This is a genomic window from Arthrobacter sp. J156 (assembly GCF_056172865.1).
In genome coordinates this window covers 3,304,838-3,327,746 of sequence record NZ_CM149650.1, presented here as the reverse complement: position 1 = coordinate 3,327,746, position 22,909 = coordinate 3,304,838, and the positions used below count along the sequence as shown (strand labels likewise).

Sequence of the window (22,909 nt, the reverse complement as noted above, 5' to 3'; positions counted from 1 at the left end):
TGGGTGTGCTTTTGGCGGGCGGGCTGGCACTCCTGAAGCGACGGAAGGGGACGACGGACGATGGCTGAGACGCGCGAGGAAACCTCGGCCGCCTCCTCCGCGCTCGAACGGCTCAAGGCCAGCCAGCCGCGCACCGACGGCGCCGGGACCCCCGCGGCCGAGCGCGCCGTGCACGGGGCCCACCGGAACCCGGGCCCGCGTCCCGCACGCCCGCCCGCACCCTCCGACGCCGCACCGGACGCGGCCCCCGCCTCCCCACACCCCGCGACGGACGTCCCGGTCCCCGGACGGCCGCCCTCGATCCCACCGCGCCCCCAGACGCCCCCCGCCGCACGGCACATGGTCTCCCACCACCCCGACGCCGGGGCCGACACGCGCGGCAATGCCGCGGGCTTCCGCCTCGGGGAATGGCTCGACCAGCTCGGAGAACCCGACTGGGAGCAGATCCGCACCCGCGGCAGCGAGTTCGTCGAGCGTCAAAAGCGCGCAGCCCAGGCCCGGGCTCACGCCCGCGGCGTGAGGCGCCGGCAGCGCGAACGCGAGCGGCTCGCCGAGGCCGAGCGCCGCAAGGAGCTCGCCGCTGCGCGCGCCGAGCAGGAGCGCCTCGAACGCGAACGCGCCGAGGCCGAACAGGCCGAGGCCGAACGCCTCCAGCGCGAGGACCTGGAACGCCAGCGACTCGAAGGGGAACGCTCGGAGCGGGAGCGCCTGGCCCGCGAGGCGGCGGAGCTCGAGCGCACCGCCGGCGAGGCCCCGTCCGGGCCGGCGCCCGATGGATCGGACGCCGTGGACGCGGGATCCGCCGGCACGGGATCCGCCCTGGCCGCGCCCGACGCCGCCGGCGACCGGGCCACCGGCGCAGGGACCGCCCCCGGCGTGGCCGGACGGCCGTCCGCCGCCGCGGCCGCGCCGCAGGACCTCGAAGCGATCGTGGCGAGCGCCCAACAGGCCATCCGGGCCTCGCGGACGGCGCGGCCGTATCCGGACGACGAGCCGGAACCGGTCTACGTCGCCCCCTACAACCTCCCCTCCTTCGGGCCCGAGCCCGAGGAGGCCCCTGCGGACCTGTACCGCCGCATCGCGGTCTCGGCCGCGGCCCTCGGCTCGCTCTTCCTCGGCTTCTGGGCGCTCGGCCTCTTCGGCGGCGCCACGGCGCATTCCGGCCCCGACTCCCCGTTCCGGCCGCGCGGCTCCCTCCTGTCGATGGGCACCGATTCGTTCACCCTGTGGGGCGTGGTCCTCGCCGGACTCGTGCTGTTCGCCGGATTCCAGTGGCTGCCCGGACAGCGCTCGGCCCGGCGGCAGCGGGCGCTCGGCTACCCCGCCGCGGCGGCCGCGCTCCTGGGCGCCCTGTGGCTCGTCTGCGCCCGCAACGGCATGGTCTCGAGCGCCCTGTGGATCGCGATCGTCCTGACCGGCGTCCTGCTCTTCACGCTCCGCCACGTCAACCTCCGCACCGCCCGCACGCGGGCCGAGCGGTTCTTCACCGACGCCCCGCTGATGCTCTTCCTCGGCTGGATGCTCGCGGTCCTGCCGATGAACCTGGCGGTGTGGCTGACACGCGCGGGCATCGAGCTGCTGCTGCCGGCCGAATGGTGGGCCGTCCTCACGCTCGTCGGCGCCACGTGGGCGGCCGTGTCCTTCGCGATGTCCGAGCGCGGGCGGATCGTGCTGGCCCTCGGCTTCGCCTGGGGGCTGGCATGGATGATGCTGCCGCGCCTCATCGGCGCCAACACCTCCGCCCTCGTGGCCCTCGTCGCCGGAGTCTGCGCGTTCGTCGTGCTGCTGGCGACCGAGAACCGCCGCTACCAGATCGGCCACGCCGAGCGCCGGGCCGCCCGCGGGCAGCGCACCGAGTTCTAGCCCGTCCCCGCCCGGAGCGCCGCGGTGGCAGACTGGGTCCATGAGCGAGATCGACACCTGGAAGCAGTGGCGCCGCCTCCGCGAGGAGGGCCTGGCCGTCGAGTTCGGCTGGCTGACCCTGAGCTCCTACCAGTGGCTTCCGCCGGAACCCGGGCCCGTGGAGTTCTTCCCCGGTCGTTTCGGGGGCGGGCCGGGCGGGGCCGTCTACGTGCCGGATCCCGCGCAGGACGCGGTGGTGGAGTACGACGCCGGAACCCCCGTCACCGCGCCCCTCGCCCGGGCGCTCGGGGAGGGCGCGTCGGTGTTCTGGCTGCGCCACGGCGGAACGCTCGTCGAGCTCGGCCTGCGGGACGGCCGCTACATGATCCGCACGCGCGAGCAGCACCACCCGGCACTCGAGTCGTTCCATGGCGTGCCGGTCTTCGACTACGACCCCGCCTGGGTCCTGGCGGGGCGCTTCGAGCCCTACGAGGCGGAGCGGACGGAGTCGATCGGCAGCTACCGGGCCGATCTGCGGCTGACCGCGACCGCCGTCGGTGACGTCGTGTTCGAGGCCGGCGGCCGCTCCCACCGCCTCGCCGCCGAGGAGGGAGCGGACGGCTCGCTGGTGCTGAACTTCCACGACGGGACCAACGGCGACTCGACGGCCGACTGGCGCTTCCTCTCGGTACCGGCCCCGGCTCCCGACGGCCTCGTGGTGCTGGACTTCAACCGCACGCTGAACTACCCGTTCGCCTTCTCCCGCTTCGCCGCGTGCCCCATGCCCCTGCACGGAAACCGGCTGGAACTGGCCGTCACCGCGGGCGAGCGCATCCCCGTCGACGGCGACCACATCGCCCAGGACGGGCACAGCGTGTGACTGATGGTGTTGAAGTGACTCTGTGAGACGGAAGTGACTCACGGTACACTCGTCGGACTGCCCCGGCCGACGACACCGTACCAAGGACCCCACCATGACCGCCCGCAGCCTTCCCCTCGGCCTGCTCTCCCCCGCCGTGGCCGCCGCACTCGCGGCCACCCTGATCTCCGCGCCGACCGCACTGGCCGCGCCGGCCGCCGCCGCCGACGCCTCCGCGACGTCGCCGGCCACGCCCTCATCGACGTCCACCACGCCCCCTTCGTCCTCCACGCCTTCTCCCCCGACGCAGGCCCCGCCCGCCGGCGAGGACGTCGAGGACGCTCCCGGGACTTCCTCGGCCTCCGTGCCGGGCGGCCCGGCCGTGCTCGGCGGAACGGCGCAGGCGGTGGACGCGGAGGCGGCCGTCGACGCGGCCCGCGGGCTGCGCGCGGAGCTCGGCGGCGAGACCACGCCCGGTGCCGCGAAGCGCAAGGAGCTCGCCGAGGAGGTCTACGAGGCCATCGGGCTGCCGGCCGAGGGCGCCCGGCTCGGCCAGGGCGTCAAGCGCATCGAGGAATCCGGCGACCCGCAGGCGCCGACGATCGAGGAGCTCGCGGCCCTCGCCGACGCCGCGGAGGAGGCCGCCCTCGAGGCGGCCGCTTCCGCCGACACGCCAGCCCCCGCGGGCACGGAGGTCCCGTCCGGCGCGGGCTCCACACCTGGATCCGCCACGGAAGCCGGCGTCCCCACCGGGGCGACGGAGGATGCGGAAGGCGCGGCCCCGGCGTCGTCCGCGTCGGCGTCAGCGTCGGCGTCAGCGTCTGCGTCTGCGTCTGCGTCTGCGTCTGCGTCTGCGTCCGGAACCGTCTACCGCCCGGCCGCCGACTGGGTCGCCGACACCGCAGCGGCGGCCTGGACCTGGACCCCGCCGGGCGTGCTCGGCGTGGACGTCTCCGGATGGCAGAAGGGCGTGAACTGGCCCCAGGCCTGGGCCGACGGTGCGCGCTTCGCCTACGTCAAGACGACCGAGGGCACCCGGGCCCAGAACATCCGGAACTCCGAGTTCAACCAGCAGTACACGGGCTCCTACAACCAGGGGATGATCCGCGGCGCCTACCACTTCGCCCTGCCGGCCTCCTCGACGGGCGCCGCCCAGGCGAACTACTTCCTGGACACCGGCGGCAACTGGAGCAACGACGGCAGGACCCTCCCGCCGCTGCTGGACATCGAGTGGAACCCGTACACCGCCGCGCAGCACCCCGACGGCAAGGGCAACATGTGCTTCGGCATGACGCCGGCGCAAATGGTGGCCTGGATCAAGGACTTCGGCGAGACCGTCAGGACCCGGACGGGCCGCTACCCGATGATCTACACCGCCAAGGCCTGGTGGGATCCGTGCACGGGCGGCTCGACGGCCTTCGCGGGCTGGCCGCTGCACGTCGCGCTCTACCCGACCGCCACCAACGTGCCCAAGAACCCGCGCGTGCTGCCCGCCGGCTGGAAGACCTTCAACCTCTGGCAGTTCAGCTCCTCCGGTCCCCTCGTCGGCGACTCCAACGTCTGGAACGGCGACCTGGCCTCCCTGCAGGACTTCGCGAAGAACTCGCGGAGCACGCCGCACCGCCTCACAACGAGCTACCTCGGCACCGCCTCCACGCAGACGCGGCTCGCACCCGTGCGGCTCGGCGGGGCCGACCGCTATGCGACCGCCGTCGCCGTCTCGCGCAACTCCTTCCCTTCCACGGCGCCGGCCGTCGTGGTTGCCGCCGGGACCGACTTCGCGGACGCCCTCGCCGGCACGGCACTCGCAGGCCGCGTCCAGGGGCCGCTCCTGCTCACCCGCCCCGGCGTCCTGCCCCCTCACGTCCGGGATGAGATCGCGCGCCTGCGCCCGGCGCGCATCCACGTGGTGGGCGGCACCGGCGTCGTCTCGGCGGGCGTCGCCCAGCAGCTCGCGGCGATCGCCCCGGTCACCCGGCACGCCGGCGCCGACCGCTACGCGACGGCGGCGCAGGCCTCCCGGAACTGGCCCTCCAGCACCGCGGTGTTCCTCGCCGCAGGGGCCAACTTCCCGGACGCGCTCTCCCTGTCCGCCGTCGCGGCACAGCGCAAGCAGCCCCTCTTGCTGACCCGAGCTTCATCGCTTCCGGCCGGCACCCTCGCCGAACTCCGGCGGCTCAATCCGGCCACGGTCTACGTGGCCGGCGGAACCGGCGTCGTGTCCGACGCGGTGCTCACCCAGATCCGCTCGGCGCTGCCCGGAGTGAGGATCAACCGCTACGGCGGTGCGGACCGCTATGCGACGTCCGCGGCCGTGGCCAATGCCTTCTGGCCCTCCCGTTCGCAACGGTCGTTCTTCGCCTCGGGAGCCGACTTCCCGGACGGGCTGACGGCCGCGGTGGCCGCCGGACACAACGGCGCTCCGCTGCTCCTGGCGCGTCCCACCTGCCTGCCTCCGGCCGTGGCCACGGCCTACTCCCGGCTCGAGGGCTTCACCAACGTCCTGGCCGGCGGCACGGGCGTCCTGTCCTCCACGGCCGTGCACGCGGCGAGCGGCGCGGTGAACCGCTGCCCGTCCTGACCCCTCCGCGGGGCGCGGGCGGGGGCCGCTCAGCTGATCGCGTTGATCCCGGTCAGGGCGCGGCCGACGATGAGCGAGTTCACCTCGTAGGTGCCCTCGTAGGTGTAGACGGCCTCGGCGTCGGCGAAGACCTTGGCCATGCCGTGGTCGCTGAGGATCCCGTTGCCGCCGAGCAGGCCGCGCCCGAGGGCGACCGTCTCGCGCATCCTGGCCGTGGTGTAGGACTTGGCCAGGGCGGCCTGCGCCATGTCCTCCCGCCCGGCGGCCTGGAGCCCCGCGAGCTGCGCCATGAACGCCATCGACGCCGTGGTGTTGCCGAGCATCTGCGCCAGTTGCTGCTGGACCAGTTGGAAGGCGGCGAGCGGGCGCCCGAACTGCTCGCGGCCCAGGACGTAGGCCCGGGCCGTGTCGAACGCGGCGAGCTGCTGCCCCACGGCCACCCATCCGACCATGATCCGGCTCGAACGCAGCAGCTGGTTGGTGTCGGCGAAGGAGTCGATCCCGACGAAGCGGTCCCGCTCCGGGATCCGCACTCCCTCCAGGACGATGTCCGCGTTCTGCACGGTCCGCAGGGCGGTCTTGTGTTCGATCCGCGTGGCGGAGACGCCGGGCAGGGACATGTCCAGGATGAACGCCCTCACGTGCCCCGAGTCCGCGTCCTGCGCCCACAGCAGGAGGTGGTCGCAGAAGGTCCCGTTGCCGATCCAGCGCTTGCGCCCGTCGACGACCCACGCGTCGCTGTCGTGCCGGGCCGTGGTGCCCAGGCCCTTGCCGACGTCGGAGCCGTGGCCCGGTTCGGTGAGCGCGAACGCGCCCGTGGTGCGCAGCGCGGCGGCGTCGGCGAGGTAGCGGTCGCGCTGGGAGTCCGTGCCGAAGGAGTGCAGCGACTCCACGAACAGGTCGTGGTGGATCATGAAGAACGTCGCGATCGAGGCATCGACGCGGGCGAGCTCGGCGATCAGGAGCCCGTGGAAGAGGTGCGAGTAGCCGTGCCGCGTGGGCGTGCTGACGCCGAGCTCCCCCAGCGGGCCGAGCAGGTGGTGCGGGAACTCCTCGCGGTCCCACCAGCCGGCGGCGTGCGGGGCCACCTCGGCGTCGAGGAACTCGCGGACCTCGGCGAGCTTGAGCCGCTCGCGGTGCGAGAGCTGCCGTTCGATCCCGAGGAAGTCGGCCCCGGGGAGGCCGTCGAGCGGGCCGCCGAGGGCGCCGGGCAGGCCGGGGTTGTTGACGCGTGCGTTCATGGGGGTCCTCCGCCCTATTTCGGCGCCATGCGGATGGCGCCGTCGAGCCGGATGACGTCGCCGTTGAGCATCTGGTTGGCCAGGATGTGCTCCACGAGGGCGGCGTATTCCTGCGGCTTTCCGAGCCGGGACGGGTGCGGGACCTGGGCGCCCAGCGAGTCCTGCGCCGCCTGCGGCAGGCCTGCCAGCATCGGCGTCTCGAAGATCCCCGGGGCGATCGCGACGACGCGGACCAGGTGGCGTGCGAGCTCGCGGGCCGCGGGGAGCGTCAGGGCGGCCACGGCGCCCTTGGAGGCCGCGTAGGCGGGCTGGCCGATCTGCCCGTCGAACGCGGCGACGGAGGCGGTGTTGACGATCACGCCGCGCTCGCCGCTGCCCGTGGCCGGGTCCGTCCACGGCTCGTTGCGCGCCATCTCCTCGGCGGCGAGGCGCAGCACGTTGAAGGTCCCGGTGAGGTTCACGGACACGACCGCCTCGAACGCGGCGAGCGGCAGCACCCCGTCGCGCCCCAGGACCTTGCCGGGCGTCGCGACCCCGGCGCAGTTCACGACGGCGCGCAGCGGGGCGAGGGAGGCGGCGAGTGCGACGGCGGAGCGCACCTGCTCCCCGTCCCTCACGTCCGCCGGGGCGAACCTCGCCCGCCCTCCCAGGGCGGCGGCCGCCTCGGCTCCCCCGGACGAGGGGAGGTCGACGAGCACGACGTGCGCCCCGGCGTCGTACAGCCGCCGTGCCGTGGCCGCGCCGAGGCCCGACGCCCCGCCCGTGACCAGCGCGGATCCCCCGTTGATCTCCATTGATCGCCCTCCCTGGTGGTGGGCCGCGGGGTCCCGAGGGGACGCCGGACGCGGCCGGTTTCGGTTAATGATCGCTAACTACACACTACCCGCGTGACCCGGCTCACGGCCACCCGGCAGCTCATTACGATAGGTAACAGTTGCGTATTTCTTGCGTCACGGCGTCTCCCTAGGGCATCCTTGGGGGGGACTTAGGCGCACCTAATCACCCGGCCTCCCTCCGGGCGGCGCCGCGTTCCACTCCACCGAAAGGCAAGACCTCCATGAAGCCCATCCAGCGCACCTCCCTGGCCGCGCTCGCCGCGGCGGCGATGCTCGGCCTCGCGGCCTGCGGCGGCGGCAGCGCCCCGGCCGAGAGCTCCGCGACGACGTCGCCGGCCGGATCCTCCCCGTCGGAGCCCGCGGCGGCCTCCGACAACAAGATCACGCTCTACAGCGGCCGCAGTGAGGACCTGGTCCAGCCGATCATCGACCAGTTCACCGAGGCCACGGGCATCGACGTCGAGGTCCGCTACGGCAACACGGCCGCCATGGCCGCGCAGCTGCTCGAAGAGGGCGACAAGTCCCCGGCCGACGTCTTCCTGGCCCAGGACGCCGGCGCCCTCGGCGCCGCCTCGAGCGCGGGACTCTTCGCCGCCCTGCCCGAGTCCATCACCTCCGTGGTGCCCGAGGCCTACCGCGACGGCAACGGGGAATGGGTCGGCGTGACCGCCCGCGCCCGCGTCCTGATCCACAACAAGGAGCTCGCCCCCGCCGACACCCTCCCGGACACGGTCGAGGAGCTCAACGGCGAGGAGTTCAAGGGCCAGCTCGGCGTCGCCCCGACGAACGCCTCCTTCCAGGCCTTCATCACCGCGTTGCGCGTGCTCGACGGCGAGGACGCGGCGAAGCAGTACCTCGCCGACCTCAAGGCCAACGACCCGCAGATCCGCGAGGGCAACGGCGGGATCGTCGCCGACGTGAACGACGGCAAGATCCCGTTCGGCCTGGTCAACCACTACTACCTGTTCGAGCTGGCCAAGGAGAAGGGCGTCGAGCCGGACGAGCTCGACGCCGCGAACTACTTCTTCCCGAACGGCGACATCGGCGCGCTCGTGAACATCGCCGGCGCCGGACTGGTCAAGCACGCCGCGGACGACGACGGCGTCAAGCTCCTCGAGTTCCTGCTCTCCGAGGAAGGGCAGACGTACTTCGCCGAGGAGACCAGCGAGTACCCGATGCTCGAGTCCGTCCCCGGCCCCGCCGGCATCCCGGCGCTGACCGAGCTGCAGGTCCCGGACGTCGACCTCAACGATCTCGAGGACCTCGAGACGACGATCGCCCTGATCACCGAGGCGGGCCTGGCCTGACCACCCACGACACCCCCACGGAACGACGGCGGCGCGCACCCCGCGCCGCCGTCTTCCCGCGTTCCGGGGAGCCGTCCCGGCACCTCCCCCACGCCGGGCCCCCGCCGGCGCCGGCACGTCCCGGGGCGCGCGCGGCGGACCGGTTCGCCGTCCGCCGCGCGCGCCTGCGCGACTCCTGGCCGGCCCGGCACCCCGTGGCCGCCGCCGGCGCCGTCCTCGCGACCGCCGTCGCACTCGTCCCGGCCGCCTACCTCGTCGTCCGGACGCTCGAGTACGGGCCGGCGGCGCTGCTGGGCCAGCTGTTCACGGAGCGGATCGCGCGGCTGACCGCCACCTCGCTCCTGCTCGTCGCCGTGGTCACCGCCCTGTGCCTCGTGATCGGCGTCGCGCTCGCCGTCCTCGTGACCCGGACCTCCGTGCCCGGCCGCCGGGCCCTCGCCGTCGCCGCGGCGCTGCCCCTGGCCGTGCCCAGCTACGTCGCCGCGTTCGGTTGGACCTCCCTCGTCGGCCTCTTCGACGTGCGCGCGGGCTTCGAGGGCTTCTGGGCCGCCGTGTTCGTCCTCACCCTCGTGACCTACCCCTACGTCTACCTCGCCGTGAGCGCCTCCCTGCTCTCCGTCGACGCGGCCCACGAGGAGGCCGCGCGGGCCCTGGGCCACTCGCCGGCCCGGACGTTCCTCAAGGTCACCCTCCCGCTCGTGCTCCCCGCCGTCGCCGCCGGGGGGCTGCTCTGCGCGCTCTACATCCTCGCGGACTTCGGCGGCGTCTCGATCCTGCGCGTCGACACGTTCACGCGGGCCATCTTCACCTCGTTCAACATGGGCTTCGACCGGCTCGGCGCCGTGGCCCTGTCCTCCGTGCTCCTGGCCCTGACGGTGCTCATCCTGCTCGTCGAGTCCCGCTTCCGGCGCACGGGGACCCGCTATGCGCGCCTCGGCTCCGGCGTCCGGCGCCCCCACGCCCTGCTGCCCCTGGGCCGCTTCGGCGTCCCCGCCGCGGCGGCCGCCTGGCTGCTCGTCGGCGTCGCCGTCGGCGGTCCGCTCGCCGCGATGGGCGTGTGGAGCGTCCGCGGGGTCTCCCGCCCCGGATCCCTCGCCGAGGTCGCGGCGGCGTTCGGCGGCTCCGTCTGGGCCGCGGGGCTCGGGGCCCTCGCCACCACCGCGCTCGCAGTGCCGCTCGGGATCGCGATCGCCCGCTCCGGCTCCCGCTGGCCACGGCTCGCCGAACGGCTCGTCTACCTCGCGCACTCGCTGCCGGGCGTCGTCGTCGGACTCTCCGTGGTGTTCCTCGGCATCAACGTCGCCTACGCCTTCTACCAGACCCAGTGGCTCCTCACCCTCGCCTACTGCACCCTGTTCCTCCCGCTCGCGCTCGGTCCCGTCGTCGGGGCCGTACTCCTGGCCCCTCCCCAGGCCGAGGAGGCGGCCGCCGCGCTCGGGCGCGGCCCGGTCCGCGTCTTCCTCAAGGTCACCCTGCCCCTGGCCCTGCCCGGCATCGCCTCCGGCGCGCTCCTGGTCCTCCTGACCGCCGTCAAGGAGCTCCCCGCGACCCTCATGCTGCGGCCCACGGGCTTCGAGACCCTCGCCACGCGGCTCTGGACCCACACCTCCGTCAACGCCTACGCGGCCGCCGCGCCCTACGCGGCGCTGCTCGTACTCCTGGCCATCGCCCCCACCTGGATCCTCGTGGCCCGGGTCTTCAGGGAGAAGACATGACCGATCCTCACCTCCGGCTCTCCGGCATCACCAAGTCCTACGGACGGTCCCGGGCCCTTGCCGACGTCGACCTGGACGTCGCCCCCGGAAGCACGACCGCCGTCGTCGGACCCTCCGGATCCGGCAAGACGACGCTCCTGCGGATCATCGCCGGGTTCTCCACGCCCGAAGCGGGACGCGTCGAGCTCGGCGGACGGACCCTGCTCAACGGATCGGGCCGCCCGCCCGTCCCGGCGCACCGGCGCAACATCGGGCTCGTCGCCCAGGACGGGGCCCTGTTCCCGCATCTCAGCGTGGGCGAGAACGTCGCCTTCGGGCTGGACCGGGCCCGCTTCCGCGGCCGAGCCGGGCGGGAGCGCGTCGAGGAGCTGCTGGACATGGTCGCGCTCGGGCCGGAGCACGCCGGCCGCCGGCCGGACCAGCTCTCGGGCGGGCAGCAGCAGCGCGTGGCGCTCGCCCGCGCCCTGGCCCGCGAACCGGAGCTGATGCTGCTCGACGAGCCGTTCTCCGCGCTCGACGCCGGGCTGCGCGTGGCGACGCGCAAGGCGGTCGCGGCCACCCTCGCCCGGGCCGGGGTGACCACGGTCCTCGTCACCCACGACCAGGCCGAGGCCCTGTCGTTCGCCGACCAGGTCGCCGTCCTGAGCGACGGCCGCCTGGCGCAGGTCGGCGACCCCCACACGGTCTACGCCAGGCCCGCGGACCTCGACACGGCCCGCTTCCTCGGAGAGGCGGTGGTCCTCGACGCACGGCTCGACGGCGGACTGGCCCGGTGCGCGCTGGGGACGGTCCCGGCGTCGTCCCCGCCCGGCGCGGCCGACGGCGCGCTGGTCGAGCTCATGCTGCGTCCCGAACAGATCCGCCTCGTGGACTCCCCGGGCATCGCCGGGACCGTGGTGGACGCAGACTTCTTCGGATCCGAGATCGCCGTCCGGATCCGCCTCGACGCGCCGGACGGCGGCGGCCCCGCGGCGCCCCAGGTCATCACGATCCGCCACTGGAGCGCGGCACACGTGTCCCCCGGAACCGCCGTGTTTCTGCGCGTCGACGGCGAGGGCGTAGCCTACCTTCCATGACCGCACGGCCCTTCCTGCTCCTCTCCACGCGCTCCAACGCGACCGCCGCCGAGGACGAGGTCCGCGGCTTCCTCGACCAGTCCGGGATGGACCGCCGGCGGCTCGAGGTCCTGCGCCTGGGCTCGGGCCCCGGTGCCGTGCCCGTCCCCGACGCGCTCCAGGACGGCACCGCGCTCGACGCCTACGCCGGCATCCTCGTGGGCGGCAGCCCCTTCAACTCCTCCGACCCCCACGACCACAAGGACGCGGCCCAGCGCGAGGTCGAGGCCGGGCTCGGACGCCTGCTGGACCACGTCGTCGAACACGACGTCCCCTTCCTCGGCGCGTGCTACGGCGTCGGAACCCTCGGAACCCACCAGGGCGCCGTCGTCGACCGCCGCTTCGGCGAGCCCGTCGGAACGAGCGCGATCGAGCTCACGGACGAGGGCGTGTCCGACCCGCTCACCGCCGGCATGCCGCGGCGCTTCACGGCCTTCGTGGGCCACAAGGAGGCCGTCTCCGAGCTGCCGCCGCACGCCGTGCTCCTCGCGACCTCGGGGCCGTGCCCCGTGCAGATGTTCCGGATCAAGAAGAACCTCTACGCGACCCAGTTTCACCCCGAGCTGGATCCGGCCGGCCTGGCCACGCGCATCGCCGTGTACCGGGACGCGGGCTACTTCCCGCCGTCGGACGCGGAGCGGCTCACGCGCGAGGCGCTCGCCGCCGACGTGCCGTGGCCGGGAGTGCTGCTGCGCAACTTCGTCAGGATCTACGCGGACGCCGCGGTGCCTCGGTGAAGCCCGGCTGGGCAGAGGGGGCCTGCCCGGCGGCCAGCATCGCCACGAACTCCGCGGCCCGGCGCGTGCGGGCCGCTTCCGTCTTGAGCGTCTGCAGCCGGTGGTAGATCGCATAGCGGTTGGACGCGTTGAGCCGGGCGTAGGCCTCGGCGGCCGCCGGGTCCGCGGCGAGCCCGTCCAGGAACACCCGCGGCGGCTCGGCCGACGATCCGCCCGCGTAGGCGGCCTCCCAGCGCCCGTTGGCCTTGGCCGTGGCGACCTCAGCGAGTCCGGCGGGGTGCATCCTGCCGGCCTCGATGAGCTTCTCGACATAGCCGACGTTGCGGGCGGACCACATGCTGCCGGGGCGGCGCGGCGTCATGCGGACCGTGTAGCTGCCCTCGTCGCGGCTGCCCGCCTGGCCGTCGATCCAGCCGAAGCAGAGCACCTCCTGCACGGCCTGCGCGTACGTCAGGGCCGTGACGTCGCCGCCCTTCTTGTGCAGGACCAGGCGGACCCCATGGCCTTCGGCATGGTGCTCCTCGAGCCAGGCCCTCCACGCGGCGGCGTCCGGGAGCAGGAGTTCGGGAAGCGGTGCGGCCATGGACCACAGTCCACCACCCGGCGGCGGGCCTCGTCCACCCGTCCCGCGCACCTCGCACGCCTGCCGCACGCGCAGCCGCTTCCCGCGCACACTGCACCCTTCCTGCGCGCCGCTAGTCGCCCGCGCAGCCGCTTCCCGCGCGCGCTGTACCTTTCCTGCGCACCTTTGGCCGCTCCTGCGCGTTTTAGCCCCGGCTCAACCGTGCTGACTAGGCGTTTTCGGAAAGGTTGAACCTAAAAGTGCGCGGGGGTCTTGACGGCGGGGGCTAATTTGCTAGCATTCTAGCCATGACAGAGCAGCCCGCCGCCACGGACCCCAAGGTCCAGTTCAACGTCTACCTCCCGGCTTCGCTGGTGCGGGAGGTCAAGCACGCCGCCATCGACGCCGGCGCGAGCCTCTCCGCCTACGTCGAGCAGGTCCTGGCCGGCCACATCCGGGCCGGCGCCATCCCACCCACGAGCGAGAAGGAGTAGCCATGCTGCGCTCACGCCCCCTCCGATTCACCGACGCCTTCGACGACTGGACCGCCCTCCTCGAGGCGCTCGGCTTCCAGCGCTCCATCGAGGCCCCGGGCTGGCACGTCTTCGACTCCGCCCAGGGCCGCGTGGCCCTCCATGCCGCCTCCGGCTCGACGGAGAAGGCGGGCACCACGCGCCTCGCGTTCGAGGTCGGCGACCTCGACGAGTTCGCCCGCCGGACCGAGGAGGCCGGAACCCGGGCCGTCATCACCGAGGAGGCGCACGGCCGCACGGCCACCATGACCGGCCCCGACGGCATCGCCTTCACCGCCGACCCCGAGACCACAGGGCCGCTCCCCGGAACAGACCCGGGGATGCACGTCCTGCAGCTCTGGGTCACTCCCGACACTGCGGGCGCCACGACCGCCCTGCAATCGATCGGCGCGCGGCTCGAGGTCGTCAGCGAGACGGGCGGCTGGGCCCAGCTCCGGGCCAGGAACGGCGGCCTCGCCGCGGTCCACACGGGCGTGGATCCGCGCATCGACCTCTCCTTCGAGTACGACGGCGATGCCGGGCTCCTGCTCGCACGCCTCCTGGGCGCGGGGCTCGACGCGCACCTCGTCGACGAGTCCTACGGGCGCACCGTCAAGGTCGCCGATCCGGACGGCGGGGAGGACCTGTGGATCACGGAGAAGCAGCGCGACCTCTACGGCTACCGGCTCGTCGACGTCCCGACGGACTAGCCGGCGATCCCGGTGGCGCCACGAGGATCGGCCGCGGCGCCCTGGGAATCCAGCGAGCGCCGCACGCCGGCCGGGGCCAGGATCTGGCACAGGTGCCGGTAGACGTTGCGGCTCGCCGTCGGGTCCAGCACGATCCGGCCGCCTTGGCGAACGACCCGGAAGTGGCCTGCGGAGCCGGCCGTGAGGTAGGCGACCACGTCCTGACCCGGCGACTCGATCCACCAGAACAGCCACGGTTGGCCCCAGAGGTGCTGCAAGGCTTCCGGGGCACCACCGGGAGCCGCGCCGACGGCGTCCCGGCGGGCTCGGAACGCATCCTCCGAGACGGCGTAGGGCCCGTCGGACGGCGCCCAGGCCGGGCCGATGCCGAGCCACGCAGCGACGGCGGCCGGCGCCTCGCCTGCGTGCAGGAAGTCGATCTGCTGGCGGTCCGTCCACGCCGCCCCGCCCGGTTCCGCGGCCATCTGCTCGAGGGCCGAAGGACCGGCCAGGACGAGGCAGCCGTCGTCGTGCCCGAGCCACAGCTGCAGCAACGAGGTCCGGCCTTCCCGCTCGGTCGCGAAGCGCACGGAGCGATCCGCCTCGCGCAGCGGGGTGGTCACGGTGAACCCGGAAGGAGTCAGGGCTCCACCGGGCTCGGCGAGCCCCGCCGACTCGAGCTGCGCCAGGGCGGCGGCCGACGCCCCCAGCTCCAGCCGGCCCAGACCGCCACGGATCCTGTGTCCCCCGTCGGGAAGGGCCTCGACCTGCGCGGAATCCCCCAGTCGCTGGAGCAGGAGCAGCGTGTCCGGGGCGAGCCACGGCCCCTTCGAGTGGTACGGCTGGGAGCCGGCCAGGCCCGAGAGCTCTTCGAGGTCCCTTCCCGTCTGAGCGGAGGCGAACTCCTCGAACCGCGGATCCCGGTCCGGAACGAATCCGAAGGGTGGCGCGTCCACCGCCGGGCCTCCCTCCCAGCGCACCTCATCGAGCATCCGCCGGAAGAGGGCGTCGCACTCCGGCAGGTCGGCTTCGGCGCAGCTCAGCGTCACGGTGACGGCCTGGCCCTCGTGGGCCAGGAGCAGCTGCACCGCGTGGACCGCCCCGGCGGACATCCGGTGCACGATCTCGATCCTCCGCCCCGGAACGGGCCGGTCCCAGGCGTCCACGGCGAGCACGTGGCATGCGTGAAGCTGGGAGCGGTTGCCGGCCAGCGTCAGCGTGGAGAGCTGTGGCACCGTCCCGTCGAAGGAATTCACGGCGACGACGAGGGTCGGAGCAAAGCGCCCCGGGGCGGCGTCGGGCGCCAGGAGCAGTTCCAGGCCGGGCGGCCGCTCCCCGTTCCGGCGGTCGGTCCAGTGCTCGGGATGCCCGATGCTGACCGGGCCGGCGTCGACCCGGGCCCAGGCGGGCGGGGTCGAAGCACGCGTGGTGCCGTGGTCCATGATCTATTGTCCGTTCTCCGAGGTGTCGCGCCGATCGCGGGGCCCGGTCCGTCGTCGTACCAGCCAAGCCGAGATGTCCGCGCGGTCCGCACCGCGCGCTTCCCAGTCCCGGTACCAGCCGGGCTTCCACCGTTCCGGGAGCCGGTGGCTGAAGACGAGGGAGAGGACCACGCCGAGCACCACCACGGCCGCGGCGACGCCGGCGCCGAACTCCGCCGGACGCGGGGAGTAGCGCATCAGCTGCTCGGCGAACAACGCCCCGCCGGCCAATAGCAGGGTGACGGCGGCGGTGCCGAGGGGCAGCAGTCCCCAGTGGCGCCCCACGGGCAGGAGCGGCGGCCTCGTCAGCATCCAGGAACGGTAGGCGCCCCGGTACGAGCGCACGCAGGCCGTCATGAAGGCAGCGAAGCCGCCCAGGCCGAGGGCCGCATAGACGATCAGGAACAGGACGTGGTCGGTCATTGCCTCGACTCTCTTTCTCCCGGCGCCGAGGGGCGGCGGATGGCGGGGCCCTCCCCGAAGGGGACCTGACCACGATAACGGCGCCTCATCCCCAGAAGTCGTTCCACGCGTTCTTGACGCCGTCGAGCGCGCCCTCGCCGTCGGTCCAGTTGTCGATGGTGTTGCCCAGGATCTCGCCGCCCCAGCCGCCAATGATGCCGCCGGCCACGGCCCCGATGACGGTGCCCACTCCGGGGCAGATCATCGTGCCGATCGCCGCGCCGCCCGCCGCGCCGCCGAGCGAACCGAGGAAGGATCCACCGGCGCCGAACGCCGCGGACTTGGCGGCACTGCCCCAGCGCTCCTCCGCCGTGTATTCGGGGTGCTCGATGAGGTCCTGGTTCCATTCCTCCGCCCCGTTTCCCCAGGCACTGAGCAGCACGTCGGCGCCCTCGATGAAGCGCCCGCCCCATTTGGCCCAGGAGGGCGGTTCGCCCGCAATGCCGAACCTGGCGTCGACGACGTCGATCCGGGTCCGCTGCTGGATCACCGTCTGGCGCAGGTTGATCTCGGTCCGGCTGAGGACGCTGCCGTCGGCGAAGAGGATCTCCAGGTGCGACACGTCAAGCCGGGTGATGCTGATGGTCTCCACGATGTCGAAGACGTAGCGGTCCACGCGGAGGTGCTCGAGGGCAGTCGTCGCCGCCGTGTAGGCGACGGCCGATCCCGGGCTCGCGAAGACCCCGGGGTCCGGGACGTGGGCGGGATCGACCTGGCGGATCACTTCGGCGCAGCGCTCCTCCATTTCCAGCAGGGCAGCGGCCACGGCATTGACCTCGTCCTGGGCCGCCTTCTCCTGGTTCACGCGGTAGTTCGGGTCGTCGTCGGTGGACTCCGCGTAGCAGACCATCGAGTCTGCGACCGCGGCGTTGTAGCGGTCGCGGATGCCGTCGATCTCCTCGCAGTAGCCGTACAGCGCCTCGCGGATCGCGTTCGTCCCCAGCTCGCAGGCCTCTCCGTATCCGGGCACCTCGTCCATGGCGTTGTGGATCTTCTCGGCCCCGTAGTCGCAATCGATGAAGCCGTTGACGGGAAGCCACGCGTTCCGGGCCTGGTCCGCGTTCGTCGCGACCCTGCTTCCCGCCGTCTTCACGGCGCGGGCCTTGCCCCGGAGATCGGCCGTATCCGGCAGCTCGGGCAGCCCGCTCAGGTCCACGCTCACGTCGCGTCTTCCGCGGAGCTCGGCACCGAGGCGATCTCGCGTCGGGCGTCGGCGGCCATGATGTCGTCCCCGTCCACCCACGCCTGGACGATCTTCCGGGATTCCGCGACGACGTTGAGCGAACGCCAGTGTGCCAGCGTCGCGACCTTGCCGAGATAGGCGTCGTGCACGTCCTGGAGCGCCCCCGAGATCAGGCTGCTCTGGCTGGCGCCGACGGCGTCCTCGATGGAAGTGCGCAGCCCCGTCACGAGGTCCTCGAACTCCCCGGCCTCGGTCTCGGTCGCCGTGATGACACCATTGGCGCCGGCGACGTCTACCGACCAATACGTCAAAGACATTGATGATCCACCTCCGGGGACCACCGTAGCGTGACCGCGGACGCGCTGCGATGGGGACTTCTCCCCATCTGACCCGCCGCCGGCGCGGACCGGGCGGGAATACGCCGCCAACGCACCGGGTTCGCACGGGATGTGAGCCTTCTCTTCTCCCCCACGGAATTGTCCACCACCGACGGCACCGGGCTGGCGCTGCGCAACCGCGCGTTCCTCGCCCCCATGTGCCAGTATTCGGTCACCGCCCGCGACGGCGTCCCCACGGACTGGCACCTCATGCACCTCGGCGCCCGGGCCGCCGGCGGGTTCGGGCTTGTGGTCGCGGAGGCGACCGCCGTCGTCCCCGAGGGACGCATCTCCGATCTCGATGTGGGGCTGTGGAACGACGCCCAGGCGCAGGCGTGGACCCGCGTCACGGACTTCATCCACGCCCAGGGCGCCGCGGCCGGCGTGCAGCTTGCCCATGCGGGCGGCAAGGCCTCCACCTACGGATGGCTGCCCGACCACGCCGCCGGCGGCCGGACCGGCAGCATCCCGCCCGAGGACGGCGGCTGGGAGACCCTCGCCCCCTCGGCCACGGATCTGCACGGGCTGCGGCCGCCACGGGAACTCACGGTCGAGGAGATCCGCGCCTCGGTGCGCGACTGGGCCGAGGCGGCCCGGAGGGCGGACCGGGCCGGGTTCGACCTGGTCCAGATCCACGCCGCCCACGGCTACCTCATCCACCAGTTCCTCTCCCCGCTCTCCAACCACCGCACGGACGCCTACGGCGGTGGCTTCGAGAACCGGACGCGTTACGTGCGCGAGGTCGTCGAGGCCGTCCGGGACGCCTGGCCGGCCCACAAGCCCCTCGGCATCCGCTTCTCGGGCGAGGACTGGGTCGACGGCGGCTGGCGGATCGCCGACACCGTGCGGCTCGCCCGGGAGCTGCGGGAGCTCGGCGTCACGGTGTTCGACCTCTCCAGCGGCGGCCTCGGCCCGTACCACGGACCCACCGGGCCCGGCTACCAGATCGCCCTGGCCGCGGCGGTCAAGGAGGCCCTGGCCGGCACCGGCTCGTTCGTCACGGCCGTCGGGATGATCACCTCGGCGGCGCAGGCCGAGCAGGTCCTCGTCGCCGGTCAGGCCGACGGCGTGAGCATCGCCCGCGCCGCCCTGAACGATCCGCACTGGGCGGCGGCCGCCGCGAAGGAGCTCGGTGTGGCCCCGGACTCCAACCCGCGCGCCGCGCAGTACTGGCGCGCCGCCTGGTAGTCGCGTCTGCACTGCCGTCGCCGGCGGCGCCTCCCGCGCCGCCGGTGCGGCCCCGGCGTCGTCATAAGGTGCCCGGCGCAGCAGCCCCTCCTAGCCTTGGGGCATGAGCATCACGGAATCCCTCCTCGCCTTCGCCGCGGTAGCCGCCCTCCTGACGGTCATCCCGGGGCTCGACACCACGCTCGTGCTGCGCTCCTCGATCGTCGCGGGGCGCCGGAACGGCTACGCGACGGCGCTCGGGGTCAACACGGGCGCCATGATCTGGGGCATCGGCGCCGCCGTCGGCACCACGGCCCTGCTCGTGGCCTCCGAGGCCGGCTTCATGGTCCTCAAGCTCGCCGGCGCCGCGTACATGGCCTACCTCGGCGGCTCGATGCTGTGGCGTTCCTTCCGGCGGCCCGGGCGGATGGGCCCCGGCGCCCTGGCCTCGCCGGGGCCCGGCGCCGCGGCCTGGACGGGGCACGCCACGGCGCCCGGTTCACTGCCGCCCGACGCCGTCCCGGAGCCCCGCGAACGGCTCGCCTCCTCGTGGGCGAAGGGCTGCGTCACGAACCTCTTGAACCCCAAGGTCGGCGTCTTCTACGTCGCGATGATCCCGCAGTTCCTGCCCGAGGGCGTCGCGCCGCTGGCGATGGGGATCGCCCTCGCGGGTGTGCACAACCTGCTCGGCCTGGCCTGGTTCACGCTCATCATCCAGGGAACGCACCTGTTCCGCGAGCGGCTGCAGCGCCCCGCGGCCGCCCGCTGGACGGACCGGATCACCGGGACCGCGCTGCTGGGCTTCGGCGCGGCGCTCGCCCTGCGTTCGAGGTGACGACGCCGGGGCGCGGCGCCGGGTCGTCGCCTGGCCGCGGATGACGCTCCGCGCTCCTGCCCAACGCGTGGGTAGATCACCAGGTCTACCCGAAGCCGGAGCAGGTCGCCGCGGCAATTTCCCCACGCGTGGGCAGATAATGCTGGACAACGCCAAGGGCATCCGCGTGATCTGCCCACGCGTTCGCGCTGACGACGCCGGGGGGCCGGGTGCGGACGCACCACCGCCCCCGTCCGGTTCGGACGGGGGCCGGTTGACGCGGCCGCGCTAGTGTCCGGCGTCGGCGGGGACCGGCTCGGCGGCCGGCTTGCGCATCTGCGTGGCCAGGACGACGACGGCTCCGCTCACCAGGGCGGCGACGAAGAAGCCCTGCCGGAACCCGTCCACCTGGGCGTCCACGGCTCCGGATCCGGCCGCCGCCGAGGCGGCCGCCGCGGAGGCCATGATCCCCACGAGCAGCGCGGTGCCGGCCGCGCCGCCGAGCTGCTGCAGGGTGCTGAGCACGGCGGAACCGTGCGAGTGCAAGTGGTGCGGGAGCGGGTTCAGGGCCGTCGTGAAGGACGGGGTGAACAGGAACGCGAAGCTCAGCGACATCAACAGGTGTGCGAGGACCAGCGCCCAGACCGGGGTCTGCGCCGTGAGCTGCGTGTAGCCGGCCAGGACCAGGGTCAGCAGCACCGACGCCGGGACGACGAGCGGGCGGGGGCCGACGCGGTCGTAGAGCCGCCCGACGAACGGCGCGAGCACGCCCATGAGGATCCCGCCGGGCAGCAGGAGCAGCCCCGTGCCGAGGGTATCGAGCCCGCGGACGTTCTGCAGGTACATCGGCAGCAGGATGATCACGCCGAACAGGGCCACCATCGCGAGCACCATGAGAATCAGGCCCGTCGTGAACGGACGGTAGGTGAAGGGGCGCAGGTCCAGGAGGGCGCGGTCCCCGCGCTGCAGGCGCAGCTGCAGGAACGTGAAGCCGGCGAGGCACAGCAGGGCGACGGCCAGGGCCGCGACGGCTCCGGGGTCGACGCCGGGCGCGGCCCCGCCGTCGTGCCCTCCGCCGATCTTGCTCAGTCCGTAGACGAGCCCGCCGAAGCCGGGGACGGCCAGCAGGAGCGAGGGGACGGACAGCGGCGTCGAGCCGGCCTCTGCCACGCGGTCCAGCCGCGGGGCGCCGATGAAGAGCGCGGCGAGGGCGATGGGCAGCACCAGCAGGAACATCCAGCGCCACTCGAGGTACTGCAGGATGAGACCGGAGATCGTCGGGCCGATCGCCGGGGCGACGGAGATGACGATGCTGACGTTGCCCATCATGGTGCCGCGACGCGTGGGCGGCACGAGGTTCAGGATGGTGGTCATGAGCAGCGGCATCATGATCGCCGTGCCCGAGGCCTGGATGACGCGCGCGCCGAGCAGCACCTCGAATCCGGGGGCGAGCCCGGCCAGCAGCGTGCCGGTCGAGAACAGGCCCATGGCCATGAGGAACACCGTGCGCATCGAGAAGCGCTGCAGCAGGTAGCCGGTCGTCGGGATGACGACGGCCATGGTCAGCATGAACGCGGTGGCGAGCCACTGCACGGCGTCGGCCGTCACACCGAAGGCGTCCATGAGCCGCGGCAGGGCGACGTTCATGATGGTCTCGTTGAGGATCACGACGAACGAGGAGACCAGGAGCACGCCGATGGTCATGCGGGCTGCGGGATCGAGCCGGTCCGGCGCGGCGGTCGAAGAGCTGGCGGGGGCGGTGGGCTGCACGATGGGTCCTCTGGGGAGGCGCGGGGCTGGCCCGCGCTGGTTCTGGGGTTCCGGGATGGATCCGGGGTCGCTGCATCACGCCGTGCCCGCCCGAACCTCAACGGTAACCCGTTGAGTGCGGCAACTATTCCCGGCGCGGAGGATTCCTCGCCGTGAGGCGTGATTGCGTCGCCGCCGGGATGGGGGCGTGCTCTTGGGGAGCCGATGCGCTAAACATGAACTATGAGCGTGCGCACCCCCGATCCCTACCCCGGCTGGCTGTCCGACGAGGACCTCTACGAGGCCCGCCAGCGGCTGCCGATCATCTACGTGGAGGCGATCCCGGTGCGCCTGGATCCGCTCGGCTACGTCAGCGAGGTCGGCCTGCTCTACACGGCGGACGCCGACGCGCAGTTCAAGCGGACGTTCGTCTCGGGCCGCGTGATGTACCGCGAGACCATCCGCGCCGCCCTGGTGCGGCACATGGAGAAGGACCTGGGACCGTTCGCCATGCCGCAACTGCCCGCGAGCCCCGTTCCCTTCACGGTCGCCGAGTACTTCCCCTCGCCCTCGGAGACGGGGCTGACGGACGAGCGCCAGCACGCCGTCTCGCTCGCCTACATCATCCCCGTGCGCGGCGAATGCAGCCCGCGCCAGGACGCCTTGGAACTGACCTGGCTGAGCCCGGAGGACGCGTTGAGCCCGGAGGTCCAGGACGAACTGCCCGGCGGCCGCGGCAACCTGGTCCGCCAGGCCCTCGCCCACGTCGGCTGGTGCCGCTAGGAGCCGCGTGGAACAGAACAGCTACGTCCGCTCCGTCCGCGCCGAGAAGGTCGCCCCCGGGCACCGCTTCATCACCCGCACGGGCGCGCCGAGCCTTCCCGTGGCGAGCGTGCGCACCGTGCAGGACAGCTTCGGCACGCCCGCCTACGTCGAGGCCGTCCTCGAGAGCGGCCAGACCGCGACGATCGCCTACGGCTCCTCGATCCGCGTCCACACCACCGAGCCCCCGCCCGAGGTCACGCTCGATGAGCTGACGGTCATCCCCGTCGAGGACGGCTCGCCGGAGGCCGTCCTGATCGAGATCGCCCGCGAGTACCCGTGGGACCAGCGAGTGCTGGAGCCGATCGCCCGGCTCAGCCGGGGCTTCAACGCCAAGGCCGGCGCCCACTTGGAGGACGTGCGCCTGCTCGCCCGGCTGCTGCTCGTGGACCTGCAGGACCGTGCCAACGCCTGGCGCGCGCTCGGGATCCTCACGGAGCTGCCGTTCGACGGGAACTTCGGCCGCTGGAAGACCATCCAGCTCGCCCTCGCCGCGGCGTCCTACCTCGCGTTCGACGACGGCGACGCCGAAGCCGCCGACCGGTACGCCGAGGCGCTGCGGGCCACGGACCACGTCGAGGCCGACCCGGTGCGCTCCCGGCTCGGCGCCGAGCTGCGCCAGCGCCAGCTCGACGAGCCCAACCTCTTCGACCGCGAAATCCACCGCGCCGCGGCCACCGGGGACCGGGAGTCCGAGCGCGAGTGGCGGCTGCAGCGCTTCGAGGCGCTCCTGCACCTGCGCGCCCACGGCGGATCGCGCACGCTCGGCGCGGACGAGCTCGCGCGGATGATCCGGCACGAGCTCGACGCCCTGCGCGGGCTGGCCGGCGAGGGCCCCGACGCGCCTGCGGGCTGAGC

The 22,909-nt window shown here is 73.3% G+C and carries 21 protein-coding genes; 13 read left to right on the top strand and 8 right to left on the bottom strand.

Annotated elements, in window-relative coordinates:
• Positions 1-60 precede the first annotated feature (60 nt).
• The 3 genes from AC0QR5_RS15455 (at position 61) to AC0QR5_RS15445 (ending at position 5,282) form a co-directional block, all read left to right on the top strand.
• The gene (locus AC0QR5_RS15455; RefSeq protein ID WP_329863892.1) at positions 61-1,863 is read left to right on the top strand and encodes a hypothetical protein; all 1,803 of its coding nucleotides are present in this window, start codon (positions 61-63) and stop codon (positions 1,861-1,863) included.
• Positions 1,864-1,903: 40 nt separating this feature from the next.
• A complete protein-coding gene (locus tag AC0QR5_RS15450; RefSeq protein WP_329863890.1) occupies positions 1,904-2,722 on the top strand; it encodes a DUF1684 domain-containing protein in 819 nt (272 codons plus the stop codon).
• A gap of 94 nt (positions 2,723-2,816) precedes the next feature.
• A complete protein-coding gene (locus AC0QR5_RS15445; RefSeq protein ID WP_329863888.1) occupies positions 2,817-5,282 on the top strand; it encodes a cell wall-binding repeat-containing protein in 2,466 nt (821 codons plus the stop codon).
• A 29-nt stretch (positions 5,283-5,311) separates the two neighbouring features.
• On the opposite strand, the gene AC0QR5_RS15440 is transcribed toward AC0QR5_RS15445, so the two are convergent.
• Both AC0QR5_RS15440 and AC0QR5_RS15435 read right to left on the bottom strand, forming a co-directional pair.
• On the bottom strand, positions 5,312-6,523 hold the full coding sequence (locus AC0QR5_RS15440; RefSeq protein ID WP_329863886.1) for an acyl-CoA dehydrogenase family protein: 1,212 nt from the start codon (positions 6,521-6,523) through the stop codon (positions 5,312-5,314).
• Between the two features lie 14 nt (positions 6,524-6,537).
• Complete coding sequence (locus tag AC0QR5_RS15435) at positions 6,538-7,317, bottom strand: SDR family NAD(P)-dependent oxidoreductase (protein ID WP_329863884.1); 780 nt, start codon at positions 7,315-7,317, stop codon at positions 6,538-6,540.
• 263 nt (positions 7,318-7,580) lie between these two features.
• Here AC0QR5_RS15435 and AC0QR5_RS15430 point away from each other — a divergent pair, with 263 nt between their 5' ends.
• The 4 genes from AC0QR5_RS15430 to AC0QR5_RS15415 all read left to right on the top strand — a co-directional run bounded on the left by AC0QR5_RS15430 (position 7,581) and on the right by AC0QR5_RS15415 (position 12,233).
• A complete protein-coding gene (locus AC0QR5_RS15430) occupies positions 7,581-8,666 on the top strand; it encodes an extracellular solute-binding protein (protein ID WP_329863882.1) in 1,086 nt (361 codons plus the stop codon).
• 194 nt (positions 8,667-8,860) lie between these two features.
• Positions 8,861-10,381: an ABC transporter permease gene (locus AC0QR5_RS15425; RefSeq protein WP_430633766.1), complete on the top strand. Its 1,521-nt coding sequence runs from the start codon at positions 8,861-8,863 to the stop codon at positions 10,379-10,381.
• Complete coding sequence (locus AC0QR5_RS15420) at positions 10,378-11,457, top strand: ABC transporter ATP-binding protein (RefSeq protein ID WP_329862415.1); 1,080 nt, start codon at positions 10,378-10,380, stop codon at positions 11,455-11,457. Before AC0QR5_RS15425 ends, AC0QR5_RS15420 begins: the two co-directional genes overlap by 4 nt.
• Positions 11,454-12,233: a glutamine amidotransferase gene (locus tag AC0QR5_RS15415; protein ID WP_329862417.1), complete on the top strand. Its 780-nt coding sequence runs from the start codon at positions 11,454-11,456 to the stop codon at positions 12,231-12,233. The genes AC0QR5_RS15420 and AC0QR5_RS15415 overlap by 4 nt, the downstream gene beginning before the upstream one ends.
• Here the strand turns inward: AC0QR5_RS15415 and AC0QR5_RS15410 are convergent.
• Positions 12,199-12,816: a YdeI/OmpD-associated family protein gene (locus AC0QR5_RS15410; protein ID WP_329862419.1), complete on the bottom strand. Its 618-nt coding sequence runs from the start codon at positions 12,814-12,816 to the stop codon at positions 12,199-12,201. The genes AC0QR5_RS15415 and AC0QR5_RS15410 overlap by 35 nt on opposite strands.
• 287 nt (positions 12,817-13,103) lie before the next feature.
• Between AC0QR5_RS15410 and AC0QR5_RS15405 the strand changes: the two genes are divergently transcribed.
• Complete coding sequence (locus tag AC0QR5_RS15405) at positions 13,104-13,289, top strand: CopG family transcriptional regulator (protein WP_329862421.1); 186 nt, start codon at positions 13,104-13,106, stop codon at positions 13,287-13,289.
• Between the two features lie 2 nt (positions 13,290-13,291).
• Entirely contained in the window at positions 13,292-14,017 is a 726-nt protein-coding gene (locus AC0QR5_RS15400) for a VOC family protein (RefSeq protein WP_329862423.1), read from the top strand.
• Here the strand turns inward: AC0QR5_RS15400 and AC0QR5_RS15395 are convergent.
• The 4 genes from AC0QR5_RS15395 to AC0QR5_RS15380 all read right to left on the bottom strand — a co-directional run bounded on the left by AC0QR5_RS15395 (position 14,014) and on the right by AC0QR5_RS15380 (position 17,439).
• Positions 14,014-15,438 (bottom strand): hypothetical protein, encoded by a 1,425-nt coding sequence (locus AC0QR5_RS15395; RefSeq protein ID WP_329862425.1) that lies wholly within the window; start codon positions 15,436-15,438, stop codon positions 14,014-14,016. The genes AC0QR5_RS15400 and AC0QR5_RS15395 overlap by 4 nt on opposite strands.
• A gap of 3 nt (positions 15,439-15,441) precedes the next feature.
• On the bottom strand, positions 15,442-15,900 hold the full coding sequence (locus AC0QR5_RS15390) for a hypothetical protein (RefSeq protein ID WP_329862427.1): 459 nt from the start codon (positions 15,898-15,900) through the stop codon (positions 15,442-15,444).
• 85 nt (positions 15,901-15,985) lie between these two features.
• A complete protein-coding gene (locus AC0QR5_RS15385; protein ID WP_329862429.1) occupies positions 15,986-17,101 on the bottom strand; it encodes a hypothetical protein in 1,116 nt (371 codons plus the stop codon).
• The gene (locus AC0QR5_RS15380) at positions 17,098-17,439 is read right to left on the bottom strand and encodes a DUF6507 family protein (protein WP_329862431.1); all 342 of its coding nucleotides are present in this window, start codon (positions 17,437-17,439) and stop codon (positions 17,098-17,100) included. The genes AC0QR5_RS15385 and AC0QR5_RS15380 overlap by 4 nt, the downstream gene beginning before the upstream one ends.
• Positions 17,440-17,571: 132 nt before the next feature.
• On the opposite strand from AC0QR5_RS15380, the gene AC0QR5_RS15375 reads away from it, so the two are divergent.
• Complete coding sequence (locus AC0QR5_RS15375; protein ID WP_329862433.1) at positions 17,572-18,687, top strand: NADH:flavin oxidoreductase/NADH oxidase; 1,116 nt, start codon at positions 17,572-17,574, stop codon at positions 18,685-18,687.
• 103 nt (positions 18,688-18,790) lie between these two features.
• A complete protein-coding gene (locus tag AC0QR5_RS15370) occupies positions 18,791-19,501 on the top strand; it encodes a LysE family translocator (RefSeq protein ID WP_329862435.1) in 711 nt (236 codons plus the stop codon).
• Positions 19,502-19,768: 267 nt separating this feature from the next.
• Here AC0QR5_RS15370 and AC0QR5_RS15365 read toward each other — a convergent pair whose 3' ends face one another.
• Positions 19,769-21,184: an MDR family MFS transporter gene (locus tag AC0QR5_RS15365; RefSeq protein WP_430633784.1), complete on the bottom strand. Its 1,416-nt coding sequence runs from the start codon at positions 21,182-21,184 to the stop codon at positions 19,769-19,771.
• 288 nt (positions 21,185-21,472) lie between these two features.
• Here AC0QR5_RS15365 and AC0QR5_RS15360 point away from each other — a divergent pair, with 288 nt between their 5' ends.
• Both AC0QR5_RS15360 and AC0QR5_RS15355 read left to right on the top strand, forming a co-directional pair.
• Positions 21,473-22,012 (top strand): NUDIX hydrolase family protein, encoded by a 540-nt coding sequence (locus AC0QR5_RS15360; protein WP_329862439.1) that lies wholly within the window; start codon positions 21,473-21,475, stop codon positions 22,010-22,012.
• A 7-nt stretch (positions 22,013-22,019) separates the two neighbouring features.
• Positions 22,020-22,907, top strand: a complete 888-nt coding sequence (locus AC0QR5_RS15355; protein ID WP_329862441.1) for a DUF6707 family protein — start codon at positions 22,020-22,022, stop codon at positions 22,905-22,907.
• The last annotated feature ends 2 nt before the right edge of the window (positions 22,908-22,909 follow it).

Bases quoted from the DNA above. Each gene is read 5' to 3' on its own strand.
- AC0QR5_RS15395 (WP_329862425.1), bottom strand. From the start codon at position 15,438: ATGGACCACGGCACCACGCGTGCTTCGACCCCGCCCGCCTGGGCCCGG.
- AC0QR5_RS15435 (WP_329863884.1), bottom strand. From the start codon at position 7,317: ATGGAGATCAACGGGGGATCCGCGCTGGTCACGGGCGGGGCGTCGGGC.
- AC0QR5_RS15420 (WP_329862415.1), top strand. From the start codon at position 10,378: ATGACCGATCCTCACCTCCGGCTCTCCGGCATCACCAAGTCCTACGGA.
- AC0QR5_RS15360 (WP_329862439.1), top strand. From the start codon at position 21,473: ATGAGCGTGCGCACCCCCGATCCCTACCCCGGCTGGCTGTCCGACGAG.
- AC0QR5_RS15365 (WP_430633784.1), bottom strand. From the start codon at position 21,184: ATGACCATCGGCGTGCTCCTGGTCTCCTCGTTCGTCGTGATCCTCAAC.
- AC0QR5_RS15415 (WP_329862417.1), top strand. From the start codon at position 11,454: ATGACCGCACGGCCCTTCCTGCTCCTCTCCACGCGCTCCAACGCGACC.
- AC0QR5_RS15370 (WP_329862435.1), top strand. From the start codon at position 18,791: ATGAGCATCACGGAATCCCTCCTCGCCTTCGCCGCGGTAGCCGCCCTC.
- AC0QR5_RS15380 (WP_329862431.1), bottom strand. From the start codon at position 17,439: ATGTCTTTGACGTATTGGTCGGTAGACGTCGCCGGCGCCAATGGTGTC.
- AC0QR5_RS15450 (WP_329863890.1), top strand. From the start codon at position 1,904: ATGAGCGAGATCGACACCTGGAAGCAGTGGCGCCGCCTCCGCGAGGAG.
- AC0QR5_RS15440 (WP_329863886.1), bottom strand. From the start codon at position 6,523: ATGAACGCACGCGTCAACAACCCCGGCCTGCCCGGCGCCCTCGGCGGC.
- AC0QR5_RS15445 (WP_329863888.1), top strand. From the start codon at position 2,817: ATGACCGCCCGCAGCCTTCCCCTCGGCCTGCTCTCCCCCGCCGTGGCC.
- AC0QR5_RS15390 (WP_329862427.1), bottom strand. From the start codon at position 15,900: ATGACCGACCACGTCCTGTTCCTGATCGTCTATGCGGCCCTCGGCCTG.
- AC0QR5_RS15410 (WP_329862419.1), bottom strand. From the start codon at position 12,816: ATGGCCGCACCGCTTCCCGAACTCCTGCTCCCGGACGCCGCCGCGTGG.
- AC0QR5_RS15405 (WP_329862421.1), top strand. From the start codon at position 13,104: ATGACAGAGCAGCCCGCCGCCACGGACCCCAAGGTCCAGTTCAACGTC.
- AC0QR5_RS15430 (WP_329863882.1), top strand. From the start codon at position 7,581: ATGAAGCCCATCCAGCGCACCTCCCTGGCCGCGCTCGCCGCGGCGGCG.
- AC0QR5_RS15455 (WP_329863892.1), top strand. From the start codon at position 61: ATGGCTGAGACGCGCGAGGAAACCTCGGCCGCCTCCTCCGCGCTCGAA.
- AC0QR5_RS15400 (WP_329862423.1), top strand. From the start codon at position 13,292: ATGCTGCGCTCACGCCCCCTCCGATTCACCGACGCCTTCGACGACTGG.